Genomic DNA, 16,487 nt, shown 5'->3' with positions numbered 1-16,487 from the left:
ATGGGCCGCCGCAGCACCGTCGCCGCCCTGCCGCGCGAGCTGGTCGAGGCCTGCAATGGCCTGATCCGCGACGGGCACACGATCGAGGAAATCCTGGCCGCGCTGCAGGGCATGGGCGCGCAGGTGTCGCGCAGCGCCGTGGGGCGCTACGTGAAGAGCGCGCGCGAGAGCATGGAGAAGTACCGCCAGGCGCAGGAAGTGGCCAAGGTGTGGGTGGACAAACTGGAGGCCGAGCCGAGCGGCGACGTGGGCCGCCTGCTGCCCGAGATGCTGCGCGTGGTGGCCTTTCAGACCCTGACCACCATGGGCGAGTCCGAAGAGCACGTGGGCGCCATGGACGTGATGCTGCTGGCCAAGGCGCTGAAGGACATTGCGGGCACGCAGAAGGTCAGCATCGATACCGAGCTGCAGCTGCGCCGCGTGCGCGAGCAGACGCAGGCCAAGGCGGATGCGGCGGCGCGCGCGGCGGCGCAGGAGATGCAGCAGGCGGGCGTGTCGGAGGCAACCATCGCGGCGATTCGCCAGCGCATCCTGGGGGTGGCGGCGCCGTGACGAAGACCGGCAACGCCAGGCGCCGCCCCGATCAGCCGGGCGCGCTGTTCCTGCCCTTCCAGGCACGCTGGGTGGCGGACGACAGCCGCCTGAAGCTGATGGAGAAAAGCCGCCAGATCGGCATCAGCTGGTCGACGGCCTACAAGGCGGTGGAGCGCACGGCCGCCGCCGGCGCGGCCACCGACCAGTGGGTGAGCAGCCGCGACGATTTGCAGGCGCGGCTGTTTTTGGAAGACAGCAAGATGTTTGCCGAGGCGCTGCAGATGGCGGCCGCCGACCTGGGCGAGCAGGTGATCGACCCCGAGCGCAAGATCACGGCCTATGTGCTGCAGTTTGCCAACGGCCGGCGCATCCATTCGATGAGCAGCAACCCCGACGCGCAGGCCGGCAAGCGCGGCGGGCGCATTCTGGATGAATTTGCGCTGCACCCCGACCCGCGCAAGCTGTGGAGCATCGCCTACCCGGGCATCACCTGGGGCGGCAGCATGGAGCTGGTAAGCACCCACCGGGGCAGCCACAACTTTTTCAACCAGCTGGTGCGCGAGGCGCGCGAGGGCGGCAACCCCAAGCGCATCAGCCTGCACCGGGTGACGCTGCAGGACGCGCTGGACCAGGGCTTTTTGTTCAAGCTGCAGCAAACCCTGCCGCAGGACGACGAGCGCCAGGCGATGGACGAGGCGCAGTACTTTGATTTTGTGAAAAAGGGCGCGGCCGACGAAGAATCGTTTTTGCAGGAGTACATGTGCCAGCCGGCCGACGACGATGCGGCCTTTTTGGAATACGACCTGATTGCCGCGTGTGAATATGCCGATGGCGTGAATTGGAATGCGCCAGAAAAAGGCCCGCTTTATGCCGGCGTGGATATTGGCCGCAAGAAAGACCTGACGGTGCTGTGGGTGGCCGAGAAACTGGGCGACGTGCTGTACACGCGCCACGTCGAGGCGCTGCGCAATATGCCCAAGGGCGAGCAGGAAAAGGTGCTGTGGCCCTGGTTTGAAAAATGCGCGCGCGTGTGCATCGACGCCACCGGCCTGGGCATTGGCTGGGCCGACGATGCGCAGCGCAGGTTCGGCGCCTACAAGGTGGAGGGCGTGACCTTTACCGGCCGCGTGAAGGAAGAGCTGGCCTACCCGGTGCGATCGGCGATGGAAGACCGGCGCCTGCGCATTCCGTTCAGCGGCCCGATTCGCGCCGACCTGCGCAGCATCACCAAGCAGACCACGGCGGCGGGCAACATCCGCTTCACGGCCGAGCGCACGCCGGACGGCCACGCCGACCACTTTTGGGCGCTGGCGCTCGCCTTGCATGCGGCCGGCAACCCGGCGGCGGCTATCGAGTTCATGAGCAGCGGGCCGATTTCAGCCGGCGACTACGAGGGCTACATCTGATGGCCAAAGACCCCAAAAACGACCCGGCCAAGCCCGCCCTGCCGCCGCTGGACAGCGAGGTGGCCAGCCAGGCCAGCGACCCGTTCAGCACGGTCTTCATGGGCGTGCTGCGCAGCAACGACCCGCTGATCATGGAGCGCGGCCTGGCCGGCAGCGAGGCGCACGAGCTGTACCGCGACCTGCGCCGCGACGGCAAGGTGTTTGCCGGCCTGCAAAAGCGCAAGCTGGCGGTGGTGAGCCGCGGCTGGACGGTGGAGCCGGTGACGCAAAGCGAGCAGGGCGCGCGCGACGCCGCCGTGGTCAACGACATTCTGGGCACCTTTGGCTTTGACCGCATCTGCGGCGGCCTGATGGACGCGCTGCTGGTGGGCTGGCAGCCGGCCGAGGTGGTGTGGACGCTGGCCGATGTGGCCGTCGATGGCGCGCCGCGCCAGATGGTGGTGCCGGCGCGGGTGGTCAAGCGACCGCACCGGCGCTTTGTCTACGTGCAGGACGGCGACGCGGCGCCCGAGCTGCGGCTGCTGACGCGCGGCGACATGCAGCGCGGGGTGGCGGTGCCGCCGCGCAAGTTCATCGTGCACCGGGTGGAGGCCGAGGACGACAACCCCTATGGCCTGGGCCTGGGGCTGCAGCTGTATTGGCCGGTGTTCTTCAAGCGCAAGGGGGTGCTGGCCTGGACGAAGTTTTTGGACCGCTTTGGCCTGCCGATCCCCTGGGGCAAGTACCCGCGCGAGGCCAGCCCGCGCGAGAAGGGCACGCTGTTCGACGCGCTGCGCGCCGTCAGCAACGACGGCACGCTGATGACGCCCGAGGGCACCATGATCGAGCTGCTGGAGAGCAAGATCAACGGCAGCGCCACGCCGCACCAGGCGCACGTGGAGTTCATGGACGACTGGATCATGGAGGTGATCCTGGGCCAGTCGCCGCGCGGCGGCAACGGCGGCGCGCTGGCGGCGGCCGCCACCGAGCGCGAGGGCGTGCGCCTGGAGCTGAGCCAGGCCGACAGCGACCTGCTGAGCGAGACGCTGAACGCCACGCTGATCCAGTGGATTTGCGAGTACAACGGCCTGCAGCCCTGCCTGGTGTATCGCAAGATCGAGAAGGACGAAGACCGCAAAGCCGAGTCGGAGACGGACAAGAACATCAGCGAGCTGGGCTTTCAGATGACCGAGGAGGGCGTGAAGGCCAAGTACGGCGATCACTGGGAGCGCAAGGCCGCGCCGCCGGCGCCGCCCGCTTTGGGCGGCGGTGGTGATCCGGCCAGTTTTGCCGAGGGCGAAGCGGCGGCGCCGGATCAGGTGGCCCTCGACCAAGCGCTGGACGCTGCGCTGTCAAACGACGCTATGCAGCGGCAGATGGAAGCCGTGCTGGCGCCCGTGTTCGAGCGCCTGCAGGCCGGTGGTGACCCGCAGGCCATGCTGGGCTGGCTGGCCGAGCGCTTCCCTGATCTGACCGAGGACAAGCTGCAGGAACGTCTGGCGCAGGTGCTGTTTGCCGCCGCCGTCTGGGGCCGACTGCATGGCCAAGCCTGATCGCGACGCGCTGCGCGCCCTGTTCGACCTGGCGCCCGAGGCAGCTATCGAATACCTGCGCAGCAAGGGGTTGCGCATCACCTTCAAGTGGCAGGAGATGCTGGACGAGGCGCACGCCCGATCTTTCACGGTGGCCAAGGCCATGCGGCTGGACGTGCTGCAAGACATCCGCACCGCCCTGCTCGGCGCGCTGAAAGAGGGCAAGACGTTTCTCCAGTTTGAAAAGGAGCTGACGCCGCTGCTACAGTCCAAGGGCTGGTGGGGCAAGCAGATCGTGGTCGATGGCGATGGCCAGGCGCAGCAGGTGCAGTTGGGCAGCCTGCGGCGGCTCAAGACGATCTACCAGACCAACCTGCAGAGCGCCTACATGGCTGGGCGCGCCCAGGCGATCGCGCAGACATCAAACGCCTTCCCCTACATGATGTATGTAGCGGTGATGGACAGTCGCACGCGCCCGAGCCATGCCGCGCTGAACGGCAAGATTTGGCGCAAGGATGACCCGATCTGGCAGGTCATCTTCCCGCCCAACGGCTTCAACTGCCGCTGCCGCACGCGGCCGCTGACCGAGGGCATGATGAAGCGCGAGGGCTTGGAGCCCTCGCCGCCGCCCGAGGTGCTGACGCGCGCCGTCAACGCGGGAAGTGACCCGCTCACGGGCGAGCTGTTCCCGACCGTGCAAACCGGCGTGCGCGTGGCCGACGCCAACGGCAAGCCGATCACGATGTGGGTTGATGCGGGTTTCAACAGCAGCCCGCTGGCCGGCCACGCCTTTGACGAACTGCTGGCACGCAAGGCGGTGGCGGCGCTGGGCGACACAGCGGGGTTTGAGCTGGTGCGTGAGGCGGTGCTGTCGCCATCGCGAATGAAGGCTTGGGACGCTTTCATCGACGGGACGCTTGATTCTGGCGTGCGCAATCGCGCAGGCGAGCCGGCGATTCAGGGGCAGACCATGACCGTAGGCATGCTGCCGCTCGATGCGGCGCGAGAGATGGCGGCGCGGGGATCACCCGTTTTTCCCGTTCTACACGCCGAGGATCGACTGATCATCGGCCGCAAAGCACGTCGGCATGAAGCCATCGGTGACGCGCTGACTGAGGATCAGTGGCGAGCGTTGCCGATCATGCTGAAGGACGCCACGTTTTACCGTCAGCTGGACGGCGGAAACGTGGTTGCAATCATGGATGCAGGCAAGCCCGGGGAAGTGATCAAGGTGGTGTTCGCGCCCGATGGCCGAATGGACACGGCTTTTGTCGTGTCGGCCGATTCGATCGAAGGATCGGTCAAGGGCGGTCTGTGGGAGTTGCTGGGTGGGCGGCGGGGGACTTGAACCCCATCAGTCAATGCCTTCGCACCACCGCGCCTCCTGGGAGCGCATCTACCAACTCACCCAGCAAGGGGGATGCTACCGATGATCACGATCGAAGTCAAAGACCGCCAGGTGTTGGATATGCTCAATCGGCTGATGCGAGGCATGGCCGACACCACGCCCGTGATGGCCGACGTGGCCGCCGGCCTGCTGAGCCAGTCGGAGCGCCAATTCGCTACCGAATCAGGCCCGTTTGGGCCGTGGCCCGACCTGAGCGACACCACCAAGGCGCTGCGCACCGAGCGCGGGACCTGGCCGGGAAAGATGTTGCAGGCATCCGGCGCCTTGGCGGCGTCGGTGCAGGCGGCCCACGGCAACGGCTGGGCCAGCATCGGCTCGAACAAACCCTACGCGGCCATGCAGTTCTTCGGCGGGACCACCAGCTCCACCAGCATGATCCCCGGAAAGGCCATCCCTGCGCGCCCATTTTTGCCGTTCCACCCCGAGACGCATGAACTCACCCCCCAAGCCGAGGCGTCTGTCCTCGACGTCTTGACCAGTTGGCTCGACCAGCTCATCGACGGGTGATTCGTGGGCTGAAATACTGACATCCTTCATTGAGGTTTTGTGGGACGCCTCAGGCAACATCCCAGCACATTCAAACCTCAAGGATCACCATGGGAAACCTGTCATTTGCGGCGTATCTGTCGGATGCGGAAAAGAACAAGCTCGACGACACCATTTCCGCCTACCGGTATCGTCGGCTTGATGCCATCCGCACTGAATTGGCCGGTCACGGCATCCTCCCAACTCGGTCAGCTCTGGGCCGCTACATCAAGGCCGAGCGCGAGCGCCTGGAGAGCCTGCCCGTTCTGGATACGCCTACGACGATCACCATCGTCGACTGTCGATCTGGTCGGGCCGAGATCGTCTACAGCACCCTTTCGGCCGAAGAAATCAGGCGGCGCATCGCGTCATAGGCTCCCGCCGCCGGCAGTTTCCATAGTGGAAAATCATTTTCTTCAACCTCCCACTCTCCATCCACTTTTTCCCCTCAGCTGCCACAAATATTGCACCCGAACCCTTGGAAATATCTCATCTCCGTTCATGTTCTTGCGCTTGGTCAACATCGGCGACACCAAGTCCCTGGCCTGCCACCCCGCCAGCACCACCCACCGCCAGCTCAGCCCCGAAGAGCTGGCCAAGGCCGGCGTGTCAGAAGGCATGGTGCGCCTGTCGGTGGGCATCGAGCACATCGATGATTTGCTGGCGGATTTGGAGCAGGCGTTGGGGAAGGTGTGAGGGGTGCTGGGCTAACGCTCGGCTCAGTCGAATTTGAGCAGGTCGCGATTTAGATCAGTCGCGATTGGTGGCGTCGGAAAACGGGGATTGCAACCACAGCGCGACGTTTCTGCCGTTTGCAAGTTTTGACGGGGACGGCTTGATCAGGACATTTCTTCTGAATCCAGTACGATTTGTAAGCTGCCGGAGCATCGATGACATCGCCGATAAACCTCGCGTTCCTTAGGATTGCAAAGCGTGCCGAGCGCCAAGACGACGCTGTTCTTTCTCGAACTTTCGTCGACTTTGGCGCGGTCATGGCTGCCTTGTCATCGGTTGACCACCACATTGTTTTCGGTCGGCGCGGAACTGGGAAGACACATCTGTTAACGGTCTTACGCAGAGGGCGTGAGCAGGAAGGCACGGTGGCGCTGCAACTCGATATGCGCAACCTCGGTTCCACCGGAGGCATGTACGCTGATCCGTCGATCCCTGTAGCTCAAAGAGCGACCAGACTACTTGTGGATGTACTCGCAGCGATGCATGGGCAACTGTTTGAGCAGGCCATTGCAAGTGACGGTCGGGTAGACCTCGGCGCCGCGGGTCCCGCACTGGATGAGTTCTTTGAGGCACACCGAGCCGTCAAAGTGGTCGGGACTACTTCAGTCGAAATTGCAGCTGCTGCGGAAAATTCTTATGGCGCGGAAGCAAAGGTGGGAGTGACGGCGTCACTGAAAAATCCGTCGCTCGTTGCCGACTGGAAGACCGCTAACGAAGGAACAGAGGCGGTCACAGCGAAGAAGACGGTAGTTGGTCAAGAGGTTCATCGCGTGAACTTCGGAAGTGTCGGAAACGCATTGAGGAAGATCGTCGAGACGTTGCCGCGCGGGCGACTGTGGCTGCTGATCGATGAGTGGAGCGAGGTGCCCCTAGATCTTCAGCCCATGCTTGCAGACCTGATTCGCCGCGCTGTATTGCCGATAAGAGGAATGACTGTCAAGATCGCTGCGATAGAACAGCGAAGCCGCTTTATGCTTCCAGACGCTGGTGTTGGCCATGTAGGTATTGAACTCGGCGCAGACGTTTCGGCCGCCGTAAATCTAGACGACTACATGGTGTTCGAAAACGACGATAGAAAGGCGGTAGCCTTTTTCCGATCGTTAGTGTTTCTGCACACATGCGCTGAATTGGAAGACGCCGGTTCCGAACTGCCACAAAACGAAGCCGCCTTGATATCGACAGGTTTCACGCAGAGTAACGCTTTCGAAGAAATTGTTCGAGCCTGCGAGGGTGTACCGAGAGATGCGATCAACATACTTAGCGCCGCTGCCCAGCGGGCTAACGACACAACGATATCGGTCGGAGACGTAAGATCCGCAGCACAGAGTTGGTATCTCGGTAGTAAAGATGCGGCCGTATCCGCATACGAGGATGCCAAGCGACTTCTGTCATGGTTAATTGACAAAGTGATCAAGGAGCGGCGCGCTAAAGGGTTTTTGCTAAAGAGTGGAGTGCGCGATCAGCTGATTGATTTTTTGTATGATGAACGCGTGTTACATGTTCTGCGGAAAGGGATTTCCGCGAAAGACCAACCTGGACAGCGATACAACGTCTATGGCATTGACTACGGTTGCTACGTTGACTTGATATCGACCGCTCGTGCGCCGCAAGGCGTGCTAGATTTAGGTGACGTGACGACTGAGTACTCTCTAACCGTCCCGCATACGGACCTGAGATCGATTCGACGGTGCATTCTGGAATTGCCGGAGTTCTACAAAACTGTGTCTCCGATCCTGCCTGTTTCCACCGAGAGTGTGTAAGTCAAAAGCCAAGCGGATCACTGCTGGGCGTCAGCATATATAGTCCGCCTTGAAAATTCACACGCTGGCCATCGGCTGTAGAAGCAGCTCGGCCGATTGCGCCTGCCGGGTTAGGCGCAGCGCCCGCACCACCTGCTGACACGCCGCTTCGGCCGCCTGCTGCAACTTGGCTCCACCCAGCCAACGCGCCGTCAAGCTCGCGCAAAACAAGTCGCCCGTGCCCTTGGGCGTGGCGGCTATGCGCGGATGGCGGATGGCCTGGGCCTGGGTGCGGGTGACCAGGGCCACCTGGATCTCGCCGGGCGTCCAGGTGGCGGGCGCGGCGCTGGTCACGGCGATCCATTGCGTGCGCCCGGTCAATAGGGTGCGGGCGGCGGCGACGACCTGATCGAAGGTGCCGACCGGCATGCCGCTCAGGCGCGCCAGCTCGAAGCCGTTGGGGGTCAGGCCGTCGGCCAGGGGCAGCAGGTGCTGGCGGTAGGCGTCGGCCATGCCGGGGGCGACGTATTCGCCGTGATCTTCGTCGCCCAGCACGGGGTCGATCACCACGCGCAGCGCGGGTCGGGCGTGGAGCAGTTCATGGATCCAGCGGCCCAGCGCCTGCGCCTGCTCGGGGCCGCCCAGGTAGCCGCTGAGGACGGCGCGCAGCTGGCCCAGGGCGCCGCGCGCCGACAGGTCGCTGAGATAACCCCCCGAACCAGTCGACGGGCACCGCGCCGCCGTGGATCGTGGGGTAGTGCGGCGTGTTGCTGAGCACCACGGTGGGCACGGCGGCCACCGCCAAGCCCTGCGCCTGCAGCGCGGGCACAGCCACGTTGTTGCCGACGCGGCCGTAGACCACCTGCGACTGCACGGACACCACGTCGATGGCCAGCGGGCGCAGCGCCGGTGCGGTCAATGCGTTTCTCCGGCCTTGGCGTCGTCGCCTGTGCTTGAGGGCCAGTAGTACGAGTCGGGCATGGGGCGCGCGCCGAAGATGGCCTGGCCGACGCGCACCACGGTGGCGCCTTCCTCGATGGCGATTTCGTAGTCGCCGGACATGCCCATCGACAGCTCGCCCAGCTCGACGCCGGCGGGGGCATCCTGCCGCAGCCGGTCGCGCAGGCTGCGCAGCAGCACGAAGCATTGGCGCACGCGCTCGGCCTCGGCCGAGAACAGCGCCAGCGTCATCAGGCCGCGCACGCGCAACGCCGAAAACGCCGGCAGCTCGCGCAGGAAGGCGGCCACCTCGTCGGGGTGCAGGCCGTACTTGCTGGCCTCGCCCGAGGTGTTGACCTGCACGAACACGTCCAGCGCGCGCCCCTCGGCCTGCAGGCGTCGCTCCAGCGCCTCGGCCACGCGCAGGCTGTCGAGCGCCTGGAACTCGCTGGCGCACTGCGCCACCAGTTTGGCCTTGTTGGTCTGCAGGTGGCCGATGACCGACCAGCGCAGGTCGGCCAGGTCGGCCATGGCCTCCCATTTGCGGTGGGCCTCCTGCGGCTTGTTCTCGCCCAGCATGCGGCAGCCCGCGGCGTAGGCCTGGCGCAGCACGGCCTCGGGCTTGGTCTTGCTGACCGGAAGCAGTCGCACGCTAGCCGGGTTGCGCCCGACGCGCTGGCAGGCCGCCGTCATGCGCGCGTGCACGGCGGTCAGGTTGTGGCGAAAGTCGTCCGCCGACTCGGCCTGCGGCCATTGGCCGTGCTGGTCGTGGCGGGTGGCGGTGGCCGGGTGAAGATCAGTGCTCATGGGTCGGTCTCGTGTCGGTCAAAGCATACCCGCCTTGACCGGGACCAGTGCCCGCGAGCGGAGCAGGGGCTTCAGCTCACGCGCCCGCTGCCGTCGTGCATCCAGCGCGCGTGGGTGGGGGCCTTCTTGGTGCGGTCCCACTCGTTGAGCATGTCCCATTTCACCTGCTCCAGCGCCCGGTCCATCTCGGGCGTGGCGGTGTCGACGGCCAGCTCCAGGCGGTGGCCGGAGGGATCGCGAAAGTAGATCGACTTGAAGATGGTGTGGTCGGTGGGGCCGATGACCTCGATGCCGTCGGCCTGCATGCGGGCCTTGACCTTGAGCATGGTGTCGAGGGAGTCGGTCTTCAGCGCCAGGTGCTGCGTCCACGCCGGGGTGTTGGCGTCGGAGGGCGCGATCATGTCGGCCTTGGTGGGCAGCTCGAAGAAGGCCAGCACGTTGCCGCCGCCGATGTCGATGAAGATGTGCATGTACGGGTCCGGCTCCTTGGTGGAGGGGACCTCGTTTTCGGCGATGGCGAGGATGAAGTTGGCGTCGAGGTACTTTTGGTACCACTCGACGGTTTGCTTGGCGTTCTTGCAGCGGTAGGCAACGTGGTGGACACCGTTGAGCATGGCCATGGGGGTTTCTCCGTGGGGATTGGGGGCAGGGAAAGGGCTCAGACGCCCTGGCGCGCGCCCCGCGGGTCATGCGGGCCGCGGCGGCTGTCCATCAGACGGGCGCGTGGGCACGGCGGCCCATGACCCGCTGCAACGCCGCGCGCACGGCCTGGCCGTCGCCGGCGGCACAGACGGCGGCGATATGGGCGTCCGGGCGGACCACCCAGACTTCGTCCGGGCCGGTCTGCAGGGCCTGCTGCAGGGCGCCTTCGGCATCGATGTCGGCGATGCGCAGCACGCGCAGCGGCGCGGCGCTGGCGTTTTGCGCCTGCTCGCGCAGCCTGTGCAGGTCCACCGCATTGCCGGCCAGCAGCAACAGGCCATCGCGTGCCAGCTGCCGCAGGCGCGTGCAGTCCATGTCGGCCATGCGCACCGGCACGTCGGGCAGCACGACGCCCGGCCCGGGCGGCGGCACATGGCCGCGCGGCGGGCGACCGGCAAACGGATGCTTCGCGTCGGGCGTGGTGAGCGGCGAATCGACGTACCAGAAGGGCTCGGACAGGCGACCCGAGTCGATCTGCGGGTGCACCGACGCATCGGTCAGCGCGGCCGTCAGGCGTTCGACGCGGATGCGGTGCTGCTCCTCGGTGTGCGGCACGAGGAAGTCCATGGTCTTGCCGGTGACCTCGATGTTCTCGCGCGAGGCCGCGCAGCGCTCGCTGTCGTAGCTGTCCAGCAGGGTGTCATCGGCCCAGCCGCGCAGCACGAAGGCCAGCTTCCAGGCGGCGTTTTCGGCGTCCATCACGCCGGTGTTGAGCCCGCGTGCGCCAAACGGCGAGACGATGTGGGCAAAGTCGCCGGCCAGCAACACGCGGCCCACGCGCATGCGATCGACCATGCGCGAGTGAAAGCGGTAGACCGACTTCCAGACGATTTCGTAGGGCTTGTCGCCGATGATCTGGCGGATGCGCGCGTCCAACGCGCCGCTGGCTTCTTCCTGCTCGATGTCGTAGTCACCGGGCACCTGCCAGTCGATGCGAAAGGTCGAATCGGGGCAGGGGTGGATCAGCACCTGGCGGCCCGGGTTCCATTCGGGGTCGAAGTAAAAGCGCCGCTCGCGCTCCCAGCCCGGCAGGTCGGCACGGATGTCGCAGATCAGGAACTTGTCGTCGAAGCTGCGGCCGTTGAAGCTGACGCCGAGCTGGTGGCGCAGCTCGCGTGGCGCGGAGCCGGCGGCAACGATGGCGTAGGGGGCGCGCACCTCGATGGGCGTGCCGTCGGCGCGGCGGCAGTGCAGGGTGACGCCCGCTTCGTCCTGCTCGATCTGCTCGACGCCGTGGTCCCACAACGGGGTGATGTGCGCGGCGGCCGCGATCTGCTCGTCCAGCAGCTCTTCGGTGCGGGTCTGCGAGATGTTGACGAAGGGCGGAAACACCGAACGCCCGGTGTCGACGAAAGGCTGGGTGAACAGCGTGGCGCCCTTGTACAGGGTGGTGGCGCGGTCCCAGGTGACGCCTTCGGCGGCGATCTTGTGGCCCACGCCGACCGACTCCCACACGTCGAGCACGTCGCGCTGCTGGCAGATGGCCTTGGAGCCGATGACGTCGCGCCGCGGCCGGCGATCGACCACGATGCAGTCGATGCCCCAGCGGGCCAGCAGCAGGGCGGCCGTCTGGCCGACGGGGCCATTGCCCACGACCACCACCTGGGTGTGGTGGCGGGTCGTGGTCGGTTGGGAATCGGGCTTGCTCACGGTCTTGTCTCCTTGTGGGCCGTCATCCCGGGTCAGTCTTGCAGCGCGTGCCACATCTGCTGGTCGCGCTCCGCGGTCCAGATGCGCGGGTCGCGGATGCCGCTGGCCTCGTCGTGTGCGCGCGTGACGTCGAAGGGCAGGCAGTGCTCGTAGATGAAGACCTGGGCGAACTTCGGGTCCATCGCCTTGCGGGAGTGCTTCATGGTCGCGTTCAGGTCCATGCCCTGCGCGACGGCTTCCTGCGCGCTCTTGTACAGCGTGGCGGTGAAGTCGCGCGTGTAGGCCAGGCCCTTTTTCACCTCGGCGGGCGTCATCAGCGTGGGGCCGCGGCCGGGCACCAGCTTGTCGAAGTTCATGGCGGCGAGGTTGTCCAGTGTCTGCGGCCAGTCGGCCAGATAGGCGTCGCCGGTGTAGCAGGCGGCCTCGTACTCGACCAGGTCGCCCGAGAAGCATATCTTCTGCGTCGGCAGGTAGACGATGGTGTCGCCCTTGGTGTGGCCGCGGCCGATCTGCTGGATCTTGACCTCCAGCTTGCCCAGCCACAGCGTCATCTCGCCCTGGAAGGTGAGGGTGGGCCAGGTCAGGCCGGGCACGCTCTCGACGGCCTGGAACAGGCGCGGAAAGCGGCCGATCTCGGAATCCATGTCTTGCTGGCCGCGCTCGACGATCAAATCCCAGGTGTCCTGGCTGGCGATGATCTGCTCCAGGCCCTCGGCCTTGTAGCCGCTGGCGCCCAGCACGCGCACGGCGTGGTAGTGCGTCAGCACCACGTACTTGATGGGCTTGTCGGTGATCTCGCGGATCTTCTTGATGACGCCTTGCGCCGCCACGGGGGTGGCGGTGGCGTCGATGATCATCACGCCGTCGTCGCCGATGATGACGCCGGTGTTGGGGTCGCCCTCGGCGGTGTAGGCGTAGGCGTTTTCGCTCAGCTTGTCCCAGCTGATCTTTTTCTCTTCGAGGTCGGCCTGGGAAGCGAATTTCTTGTCGGACATGAGGGTCTCCATCGGGTTCGGGATGACCGCATTGTCCAATTAAATTAGTTGTATGTCAATTCATTCGACAATGTTTAATTCAAGATTTTGCCGGGTTGTAACCCAGCCGGTGCGACACCGCCTCGGCGTGGGTGCGCAGCAGCTGCCCGGACGGACCGTCGATCACGGCGTCGAAATGGCCTTGTGGGCCGAACACGGTGATGACCAAGGCGATCTTGCCGTCGGCGTCGAACACCGGCGCGCTGAGGGTGTTGACGCCCGGCTGCGGCGTGGACAGGCCCCGGCCCATGCCGGCGGCGCGGATGTCGGCCAGCATCTGCCGCACCTCGGCGCTGTCGAACGCGCCCGACGTGCCGCCCACCACGCGGCGGTGCTCGTCCTCCAGCATCGAGCGCACCATCTTCTCGGGCAGGTAGGCGGCAAACACGCGCCCGGTGATGGTGTTGAACACCGACATCACCGTGCCCACGCGCAGGTTCACGTGCAGCGGGTAGCGCGGCTCGTCCAGCCGCACCACGGTGGGGCCCAGGTGGCCCCACACGCACAGCGCCACGCTCAGGTCGGCCTGGGCGCACAGCAGGGCGGCTTCCTGGCTGGCCTCGGTCAGCGGGTCGAGCTGCTGCAGCGCGGCCAGGCCCATCTGCAGCGCGGCGGGGCCCAACTCGTAATGGCCGGTGAGCGGGCTTTGCTTGACCATGCCGGCGGCCATGAAGCTGACCAGGTAGGGGTGCGCCTGGCCGGGCGGCATGTCGGCCAGCTGTGCCAGGTCCTTCAGCGGCAGCGGCCGGCGTTGCTCGGTCAGCGCCTGCAGCACGCGCATGCCGACCTCGATGGACTGGATGCGCCGCTGGCGCTTGGCGGGCGCGGCGGCTTCGGCGTCGGTGGGGGCGGGCGGGGTCGATCGCATGGGCCCGATTATTGGGGCAGCGCGCCGGCGCGGCCACGCCCGGCTGCAGGGCGGGGAAAAAACGAGCATGATGCGGGCCGGTCCATCAACCACGCAAGGAATCGCCATGAGCCAACTGAACCTCGCCGTCGTCGTCGGCAGCCTGCGCAAGGAATCCTTCAACCGCCAGTTCGCCGAGGCGCTGGTCAAGCTGCTGCCGGCCGACGTGAAGCCGCACTTCATCCGCATCGACGACCTGCCGCTGTACAACCAGGACAGCGACGGCGCGCCGCCGGTGCCGGCCGTCAAGCGCCTGCGCGACGAGGTCGCCGCGGCCCATGGCGTGCTGTTCGTCACGCCCGAGTACAACCGCTCGATCCCCGGCGTGCTGAAGAACGCCATCGACCAGGCCTCGCGCCCCTGGGGCCAGAGCAAATGGGCGGGCAAGCCGGCGGCGGTGTGCGGCATGTCGGTGGGTGCCATCGGCACTTCGATGGCGCAGGCGCATCTGCGCAATGTGCTGGCGTATCTCGACATGCCCCTGCTGGGGCAGCCGGAAATGTACTTCCAGTGGAAAGAGGGCGTGATCGTCAACGGCGCCATCGGCCCCGCCAGTCACGATCTGGCGCAGAAGTTCATGACTGCGGTGGTCGCCTGGGTGCGCCGGCATCAGGCCTGATTTGACATAAAATCAGCCTCTGGCGCTTGATGGGCGTGCGCAAGCAGCTATCAAGTTGAGAGTATTTGCGGGCTTCGGGACCGGCGCATTGGCATGGTGCGGGAACCTTGGGCCCGCGCCGCCACTCTGTGCCGGCACGGGTGCGCCGTGCCCCATCTCAAGAAAGTCCTGTCGATCGTGATTGCCTCCCTGCTTGCCCATCCCCGCCGCGTGTTCGGCGCCATCGCCCTCATTTGCGCCGCCATGCTGGCCTTCGGCATCCTGTACCTGCAGAACGTGGTGGGGCTGGAGCCGTGCCCGATGTGCATCGTGCAGCGCTACGCGCTGATCATCGTGGGTGTGTTCTGCGCGCTGGCGGCGTTCTCCAAGGGGCCCGGCGGCTGGCGCCTTTGGGGGCTGCTGGCGGTGGCCATGTCGGCCTTTGGCGCCTTCACCGCCGCGCGCCAGAGCTGGCTGCAGTGGAACCCGCCGGCCTTCGCCACCTGCGGGCGCGACCTGTACGGCATGATCGAATCGTTTCCGCTGCAGCGCGCCATCCCCATGATCTTCAAGGGCGGCGGCGACTGCACGGCGGTGGACTGGACCTTTCTGGGCGGCAGCATCGCCAACTGGTCGTTCGTGTGGTTCGTGATCTTCGCGCTGGTGATCCTGGCCGTGCTGCTGCGCGGCGGCCGCGCCGCCGTGCGCGGCTGATCAGGCGATCACCACGCTCTCGATCGCACGGTCGTCACCCAGCACGATCAGCGAGAACAGCAACTCGTCCAGGTTTTGCGCGCGCGCGGTCTTGCGCGCCAGCAGGGGCGTGGCCTTGGGGTTGATGACGACAAAGTCGGCCTCGGTGCCCGGCTGCAGGGTGCCGATCACGCCCTCCAGCCCCAGCGCGCGCGCGGCAGCGCCCGTGTGCAGCCACCACAGCTGCGCGGGGCTCAGGCTCAGGCCCGGCTTGCTCTGGCCTTCGCGGCCGACGTAGTAGGCCGCCAGCATGGTGTGGAAGGGGCAAAAACTGGTGCCGCCGCCCACGTCGCTGGCCAGGCCGTGCGGCACGCCCCGCGCCATGGCGGCCTCGAAATCGAAGAAGCCACTACCCAGAAACAGGTTGCTGGTGGGGCTGACGGCGGCCGCCGTTTGCGTGTCGTGCATCAGCCGGCGGTCGGCGTCGTCCAGGTGGATGCAGTGGGCGTACACCGCGCGCCGGCGCATCAGGCCGAAATCCTGGTACACGCCCAGGTAGGAGCGCGAGTTGGGATACAGCTCGCGCACCCAGGTCACCTCGTCGCGGTTTTCGGCCACGTGCGAGTGGATCCAGGTGTCGGGATATTTGGCGGCCAGCTCGCCGGCGCCGCGCAGCTGCGCCTCGCTGCTGGTGGGGGCGAAGCGCGGCGTGATGGCGTAGCCCAGGCGGCCCTTGCCGTGCCAGCGCCGGATCAGCGCCTCGGTGTCGATCAGGCTTTGCTCGGTCTCGTCGCGCACGCCGTCGGGCGAGTGACGGTCCTGCAGCACCTTGCCGCCGATCATGCGCAGGCCATGGTGCTCGGCACGCGCGAAGAAGGCGTCGGCCGAGGCGGGGTGCGAGGTCGGAAAGACCAGCGCCGTGGTCACCCCGTTGCGCAGCAGCTCGTCGAAGAACACGCCGGCCACCTCGGCGGCGTACTGCGAATCGACGAAGCGTGCCTCGGCCGGGAAGGTGTAGTTCTCCAGCCAGGGCAGCAGGCCGGCCGCCGGCGCACCGATGATGTCGGTCTGCGCGTAGTGCACGTGCATGTCGATGAAGCCGGGCGCGATGATGCGCTCGGGCCAGTGCGTGATGGGCACCTGCGGGTGGCGCCCGGCCAGGGTGCGGTAGGGGCCGGCGTCGAGCACCCGCCGCACGCCGCTGGCGTCGCCGTCGACCACCAGCAGGCCGTCGCTGTCGTACAGCGCCTGGCCCTGGGCATCAAAGCGCAGCAGCTGCGCGCGGTAGGCTTGCATGGC

15 protein-coding genes and 2 pseudogenes are annotated in these 16,487 nt (G+C 66.2%); 10 read left to right on the top strand and 7 right to left on the bottom strand.

Annotated features, from left to right (window positions below; all coding sequences use genetic code 11):
* From ACWHMB_RS10060 to ACWHMB_RS10025, 8 genes and pseudogenes are all read left to right on the top strand, one after another.
* Positions 1-552, top strand: coding sequence for a phage protein Gp27 family protein (locus ACWHMB_RS10060; RefSeq protein ID WP_377483227.1), 552 nt, complete (start codon positions 1-3; stop codon positions 550-552).
* Entirely contained in the window at positions 549-1,940 is a 1,392-nt protein-coding gene (locus tag ACWHMB_RS10055) for a phage terminase large subunit family protein (protein ID WP_377483230.1), read from the top strand. Before ACWHMB_RS10060 ends, ACWHMB_RS10055 begins: the two co-directional genes overlap by 4 nt.
* On the top strand, positions 1,940-3,472 hold the full coding sequence (locus ACWHMB_RS10050; RefSeq protein ID WP_377483232.1) for a DUF935 domain-containing protein: 1,533 nt from the start codon (positions 1,940-1,942) through the stop codon (positions 3,470-3,472). Before ACWHMB_RS10055 ends, ACWHMB_RS10050 begins: the two co-directional genes overlap by 1 nt.
* Complete coding sequence (locus tag ACWHMB_RS10045) at positions 3,459-4,799, top strand: phage head morphogenesis protein (protein ID WP_377483234.1); 1,341 nt, start codon at positions 3,459-3,461, stop codon at positions 4,797-4,799. Before ACWHMB_RS10050 ends, ACWHMB_RS10045 begins: the two co-directional genes overlap by 14 nt.
* A gap of 81 nt (positions 4,800-4,880) precedes the next feature.
* Positions 4,881-5,366: a phage virion morphogenesis protein gene (locus ACWHMB_RS10040; protein ID WP_377483237.1), complete on the top strand. Its 486-nt coding sequence runs from the start codon at positions 4,881-4,883 to the stop codon at positions 5,364-5,366.
* A gap of 89 nt (positions 5,367-5,455) precedes the next feature.
* Positions 5,456-5,758, top strand: coding sequence for a hypothetical protein (locus ACWHMB_RS10035; protein WP_377483239.1), 303 nt, complete (start codon positions 5,456-5,458; stop codon positions 5,756-5,758).
* A gap of 127 nt (positions 5,759-5,885) precedes the next feature.
* Positions 5,886-6,080, top strand: a pseudogene (locus ACWHMB_RS10030) (PLP-dependent transferase); the annotation flags it as partial.
* A 194-nt stretch (positions 6,081-6,274) separates the two neighbouring features.
* Positions 6,275-7,879 carry a hypothetical protein gene (locus ACWHMB_RS10025; protein WP_377483241.1) on the top strand — a complete coding sequence of 535 codons (1,605 nt, stop codon included), beginning with the start codon at positions 6,275-6,277 and terminating at the stop codon, positions 7,877-7,879.
* Between the two features lie 57 nt (positions 7,880-7,936).
* Here the strand turns inward: ACWHMB_RS10025 and pdxK are convergent.
* The 6 genes and pseudogenes from pdxK to ACWHMB_RS09995 all read right to left on the bottom strand — a co-directional run bounded on the left by pdxK (position 7,937) and on the right by ACWHMB_RS09995 (position 13,858).
* Positions 7,937-8,777: pseudogene (gene pdxK / locus ACWHMB_RS10020) on the bottom strand (pyridoxine/pyridoxal/pyridoxamine kinase).
* A complete protein-coding gene (locus ACWHMB_RS10015; protein ID WP_377483243.1) occupies positions 8,774-9,604 on the bottom strand; it encodes a YggS family pyridoxal phosphate-dependent enzyme in 831 nt (276 codons plus the stop codon). The pseudogene pdxK and the gene ACWHMB_RS10015 overlap by 4 nt, the downstream one beginning before the upstream one ends.
* Before the next feature lie 71 nt (positions 9,605-9,675).
* Entirely contained in the window at positions 9,676-10,224 is a 549-nt protein-coding gene (locus ACWHMB_RS10010) for a VOC family protein (protein ID WP_377483245.1), read from the bottom strand.
* Between the two features lie 91 nt (positions 10,225-10,315).
* A complete protein-coding gene (locus tag ACWHMB_RS10005) occupies positions 10,316-11,956 on the bottom strand; it encodes an FAD-dependent monooxygenase (RefSeq protein WP_377483247.1) in 1,641 nt (546 codons plus the stop codon).
* Positions 11,957-11,988: 32 nt separating this feature from the next.
* Positions 11,989-12,951, bottom strand: coding sequence for an MBL fold metallo-hydrolase (locus ACWHMB_RS10000; RefSeq protein ID WP_377483249.1), 963 nt, complete (start codon positions 12,949-12,951; stop codon positions 11,989-11,991).
* 79 nt (positions 12,952-13,030) lie between these two features.
* The gene (locus tag ACWHMB_RS09995) at positions 13,031-13,858 is read right to left on the bottom strand and encodes an IclR family transcriptional regulator (RefSeq protein WP_377483251.1); all 828 of its coding nucleotides are present in this window, start codon (positions 13,856-13,858) and stop codon (positions 13,031-13,033) included.
* Positions 13,859-13,964: 106 nt separating this feature from the next.
* Between ACWHMB_RS09995 and ACWHMB_RS09990 the strand changes: the two genes are divergently transcribed.
* Both ACWHMB_RS09990 and ACWHMB_RS09985 read left to right on the top strand, forming a co-directional pair.
* Complete coding sequence (locus tag ACWHMB_RS09990; RefSeq protein WP_377483253.1) at positions 13,965-14,516, top strand: NADPH-dependent FMN reductase; 552 nt, start codon at positions 13,965-13,967, stop codon at positions 14,514-14,516.
* A 174-nt stretch (positions 14,517-14,690) separates the two neighbouring features.
* Positions 14,691-15,209, top strand: coding sequence for a disulfide bond formation protein B (locus tag ACWHMB_RS09985; protein ID WP_377483338.1), 519 nt, complete (start codon positions 14,691-14,693; stop codon positions 15,207-15,209).
* On the opposite strand, the gene guaD is transcribed toward ACWHMB_RS09985, so the two are convergent.
* On the bottom strand, positions 15,210-16,484 hold the full coding sequence (gene guaD / locus ACWHMB_RS09980) for a guanine deaminase (protein ID WP_377483255.1): 1,275 nt from the start codon (positions 16,482-16,484) through the stop codon (positions 15,210-15,212). It abuts the gene before it with no gap.
* Positions 16,485-16,487 lie beyond the last annotated feature (3 nt).

It is taken from the genome of Ottowia pentelensis, assembly GCF_964341695.1.
Note: the sequence above shows the minus strand (reverse complement) of the source record. Positions and strands in the feature narration are given on the sequence as shown.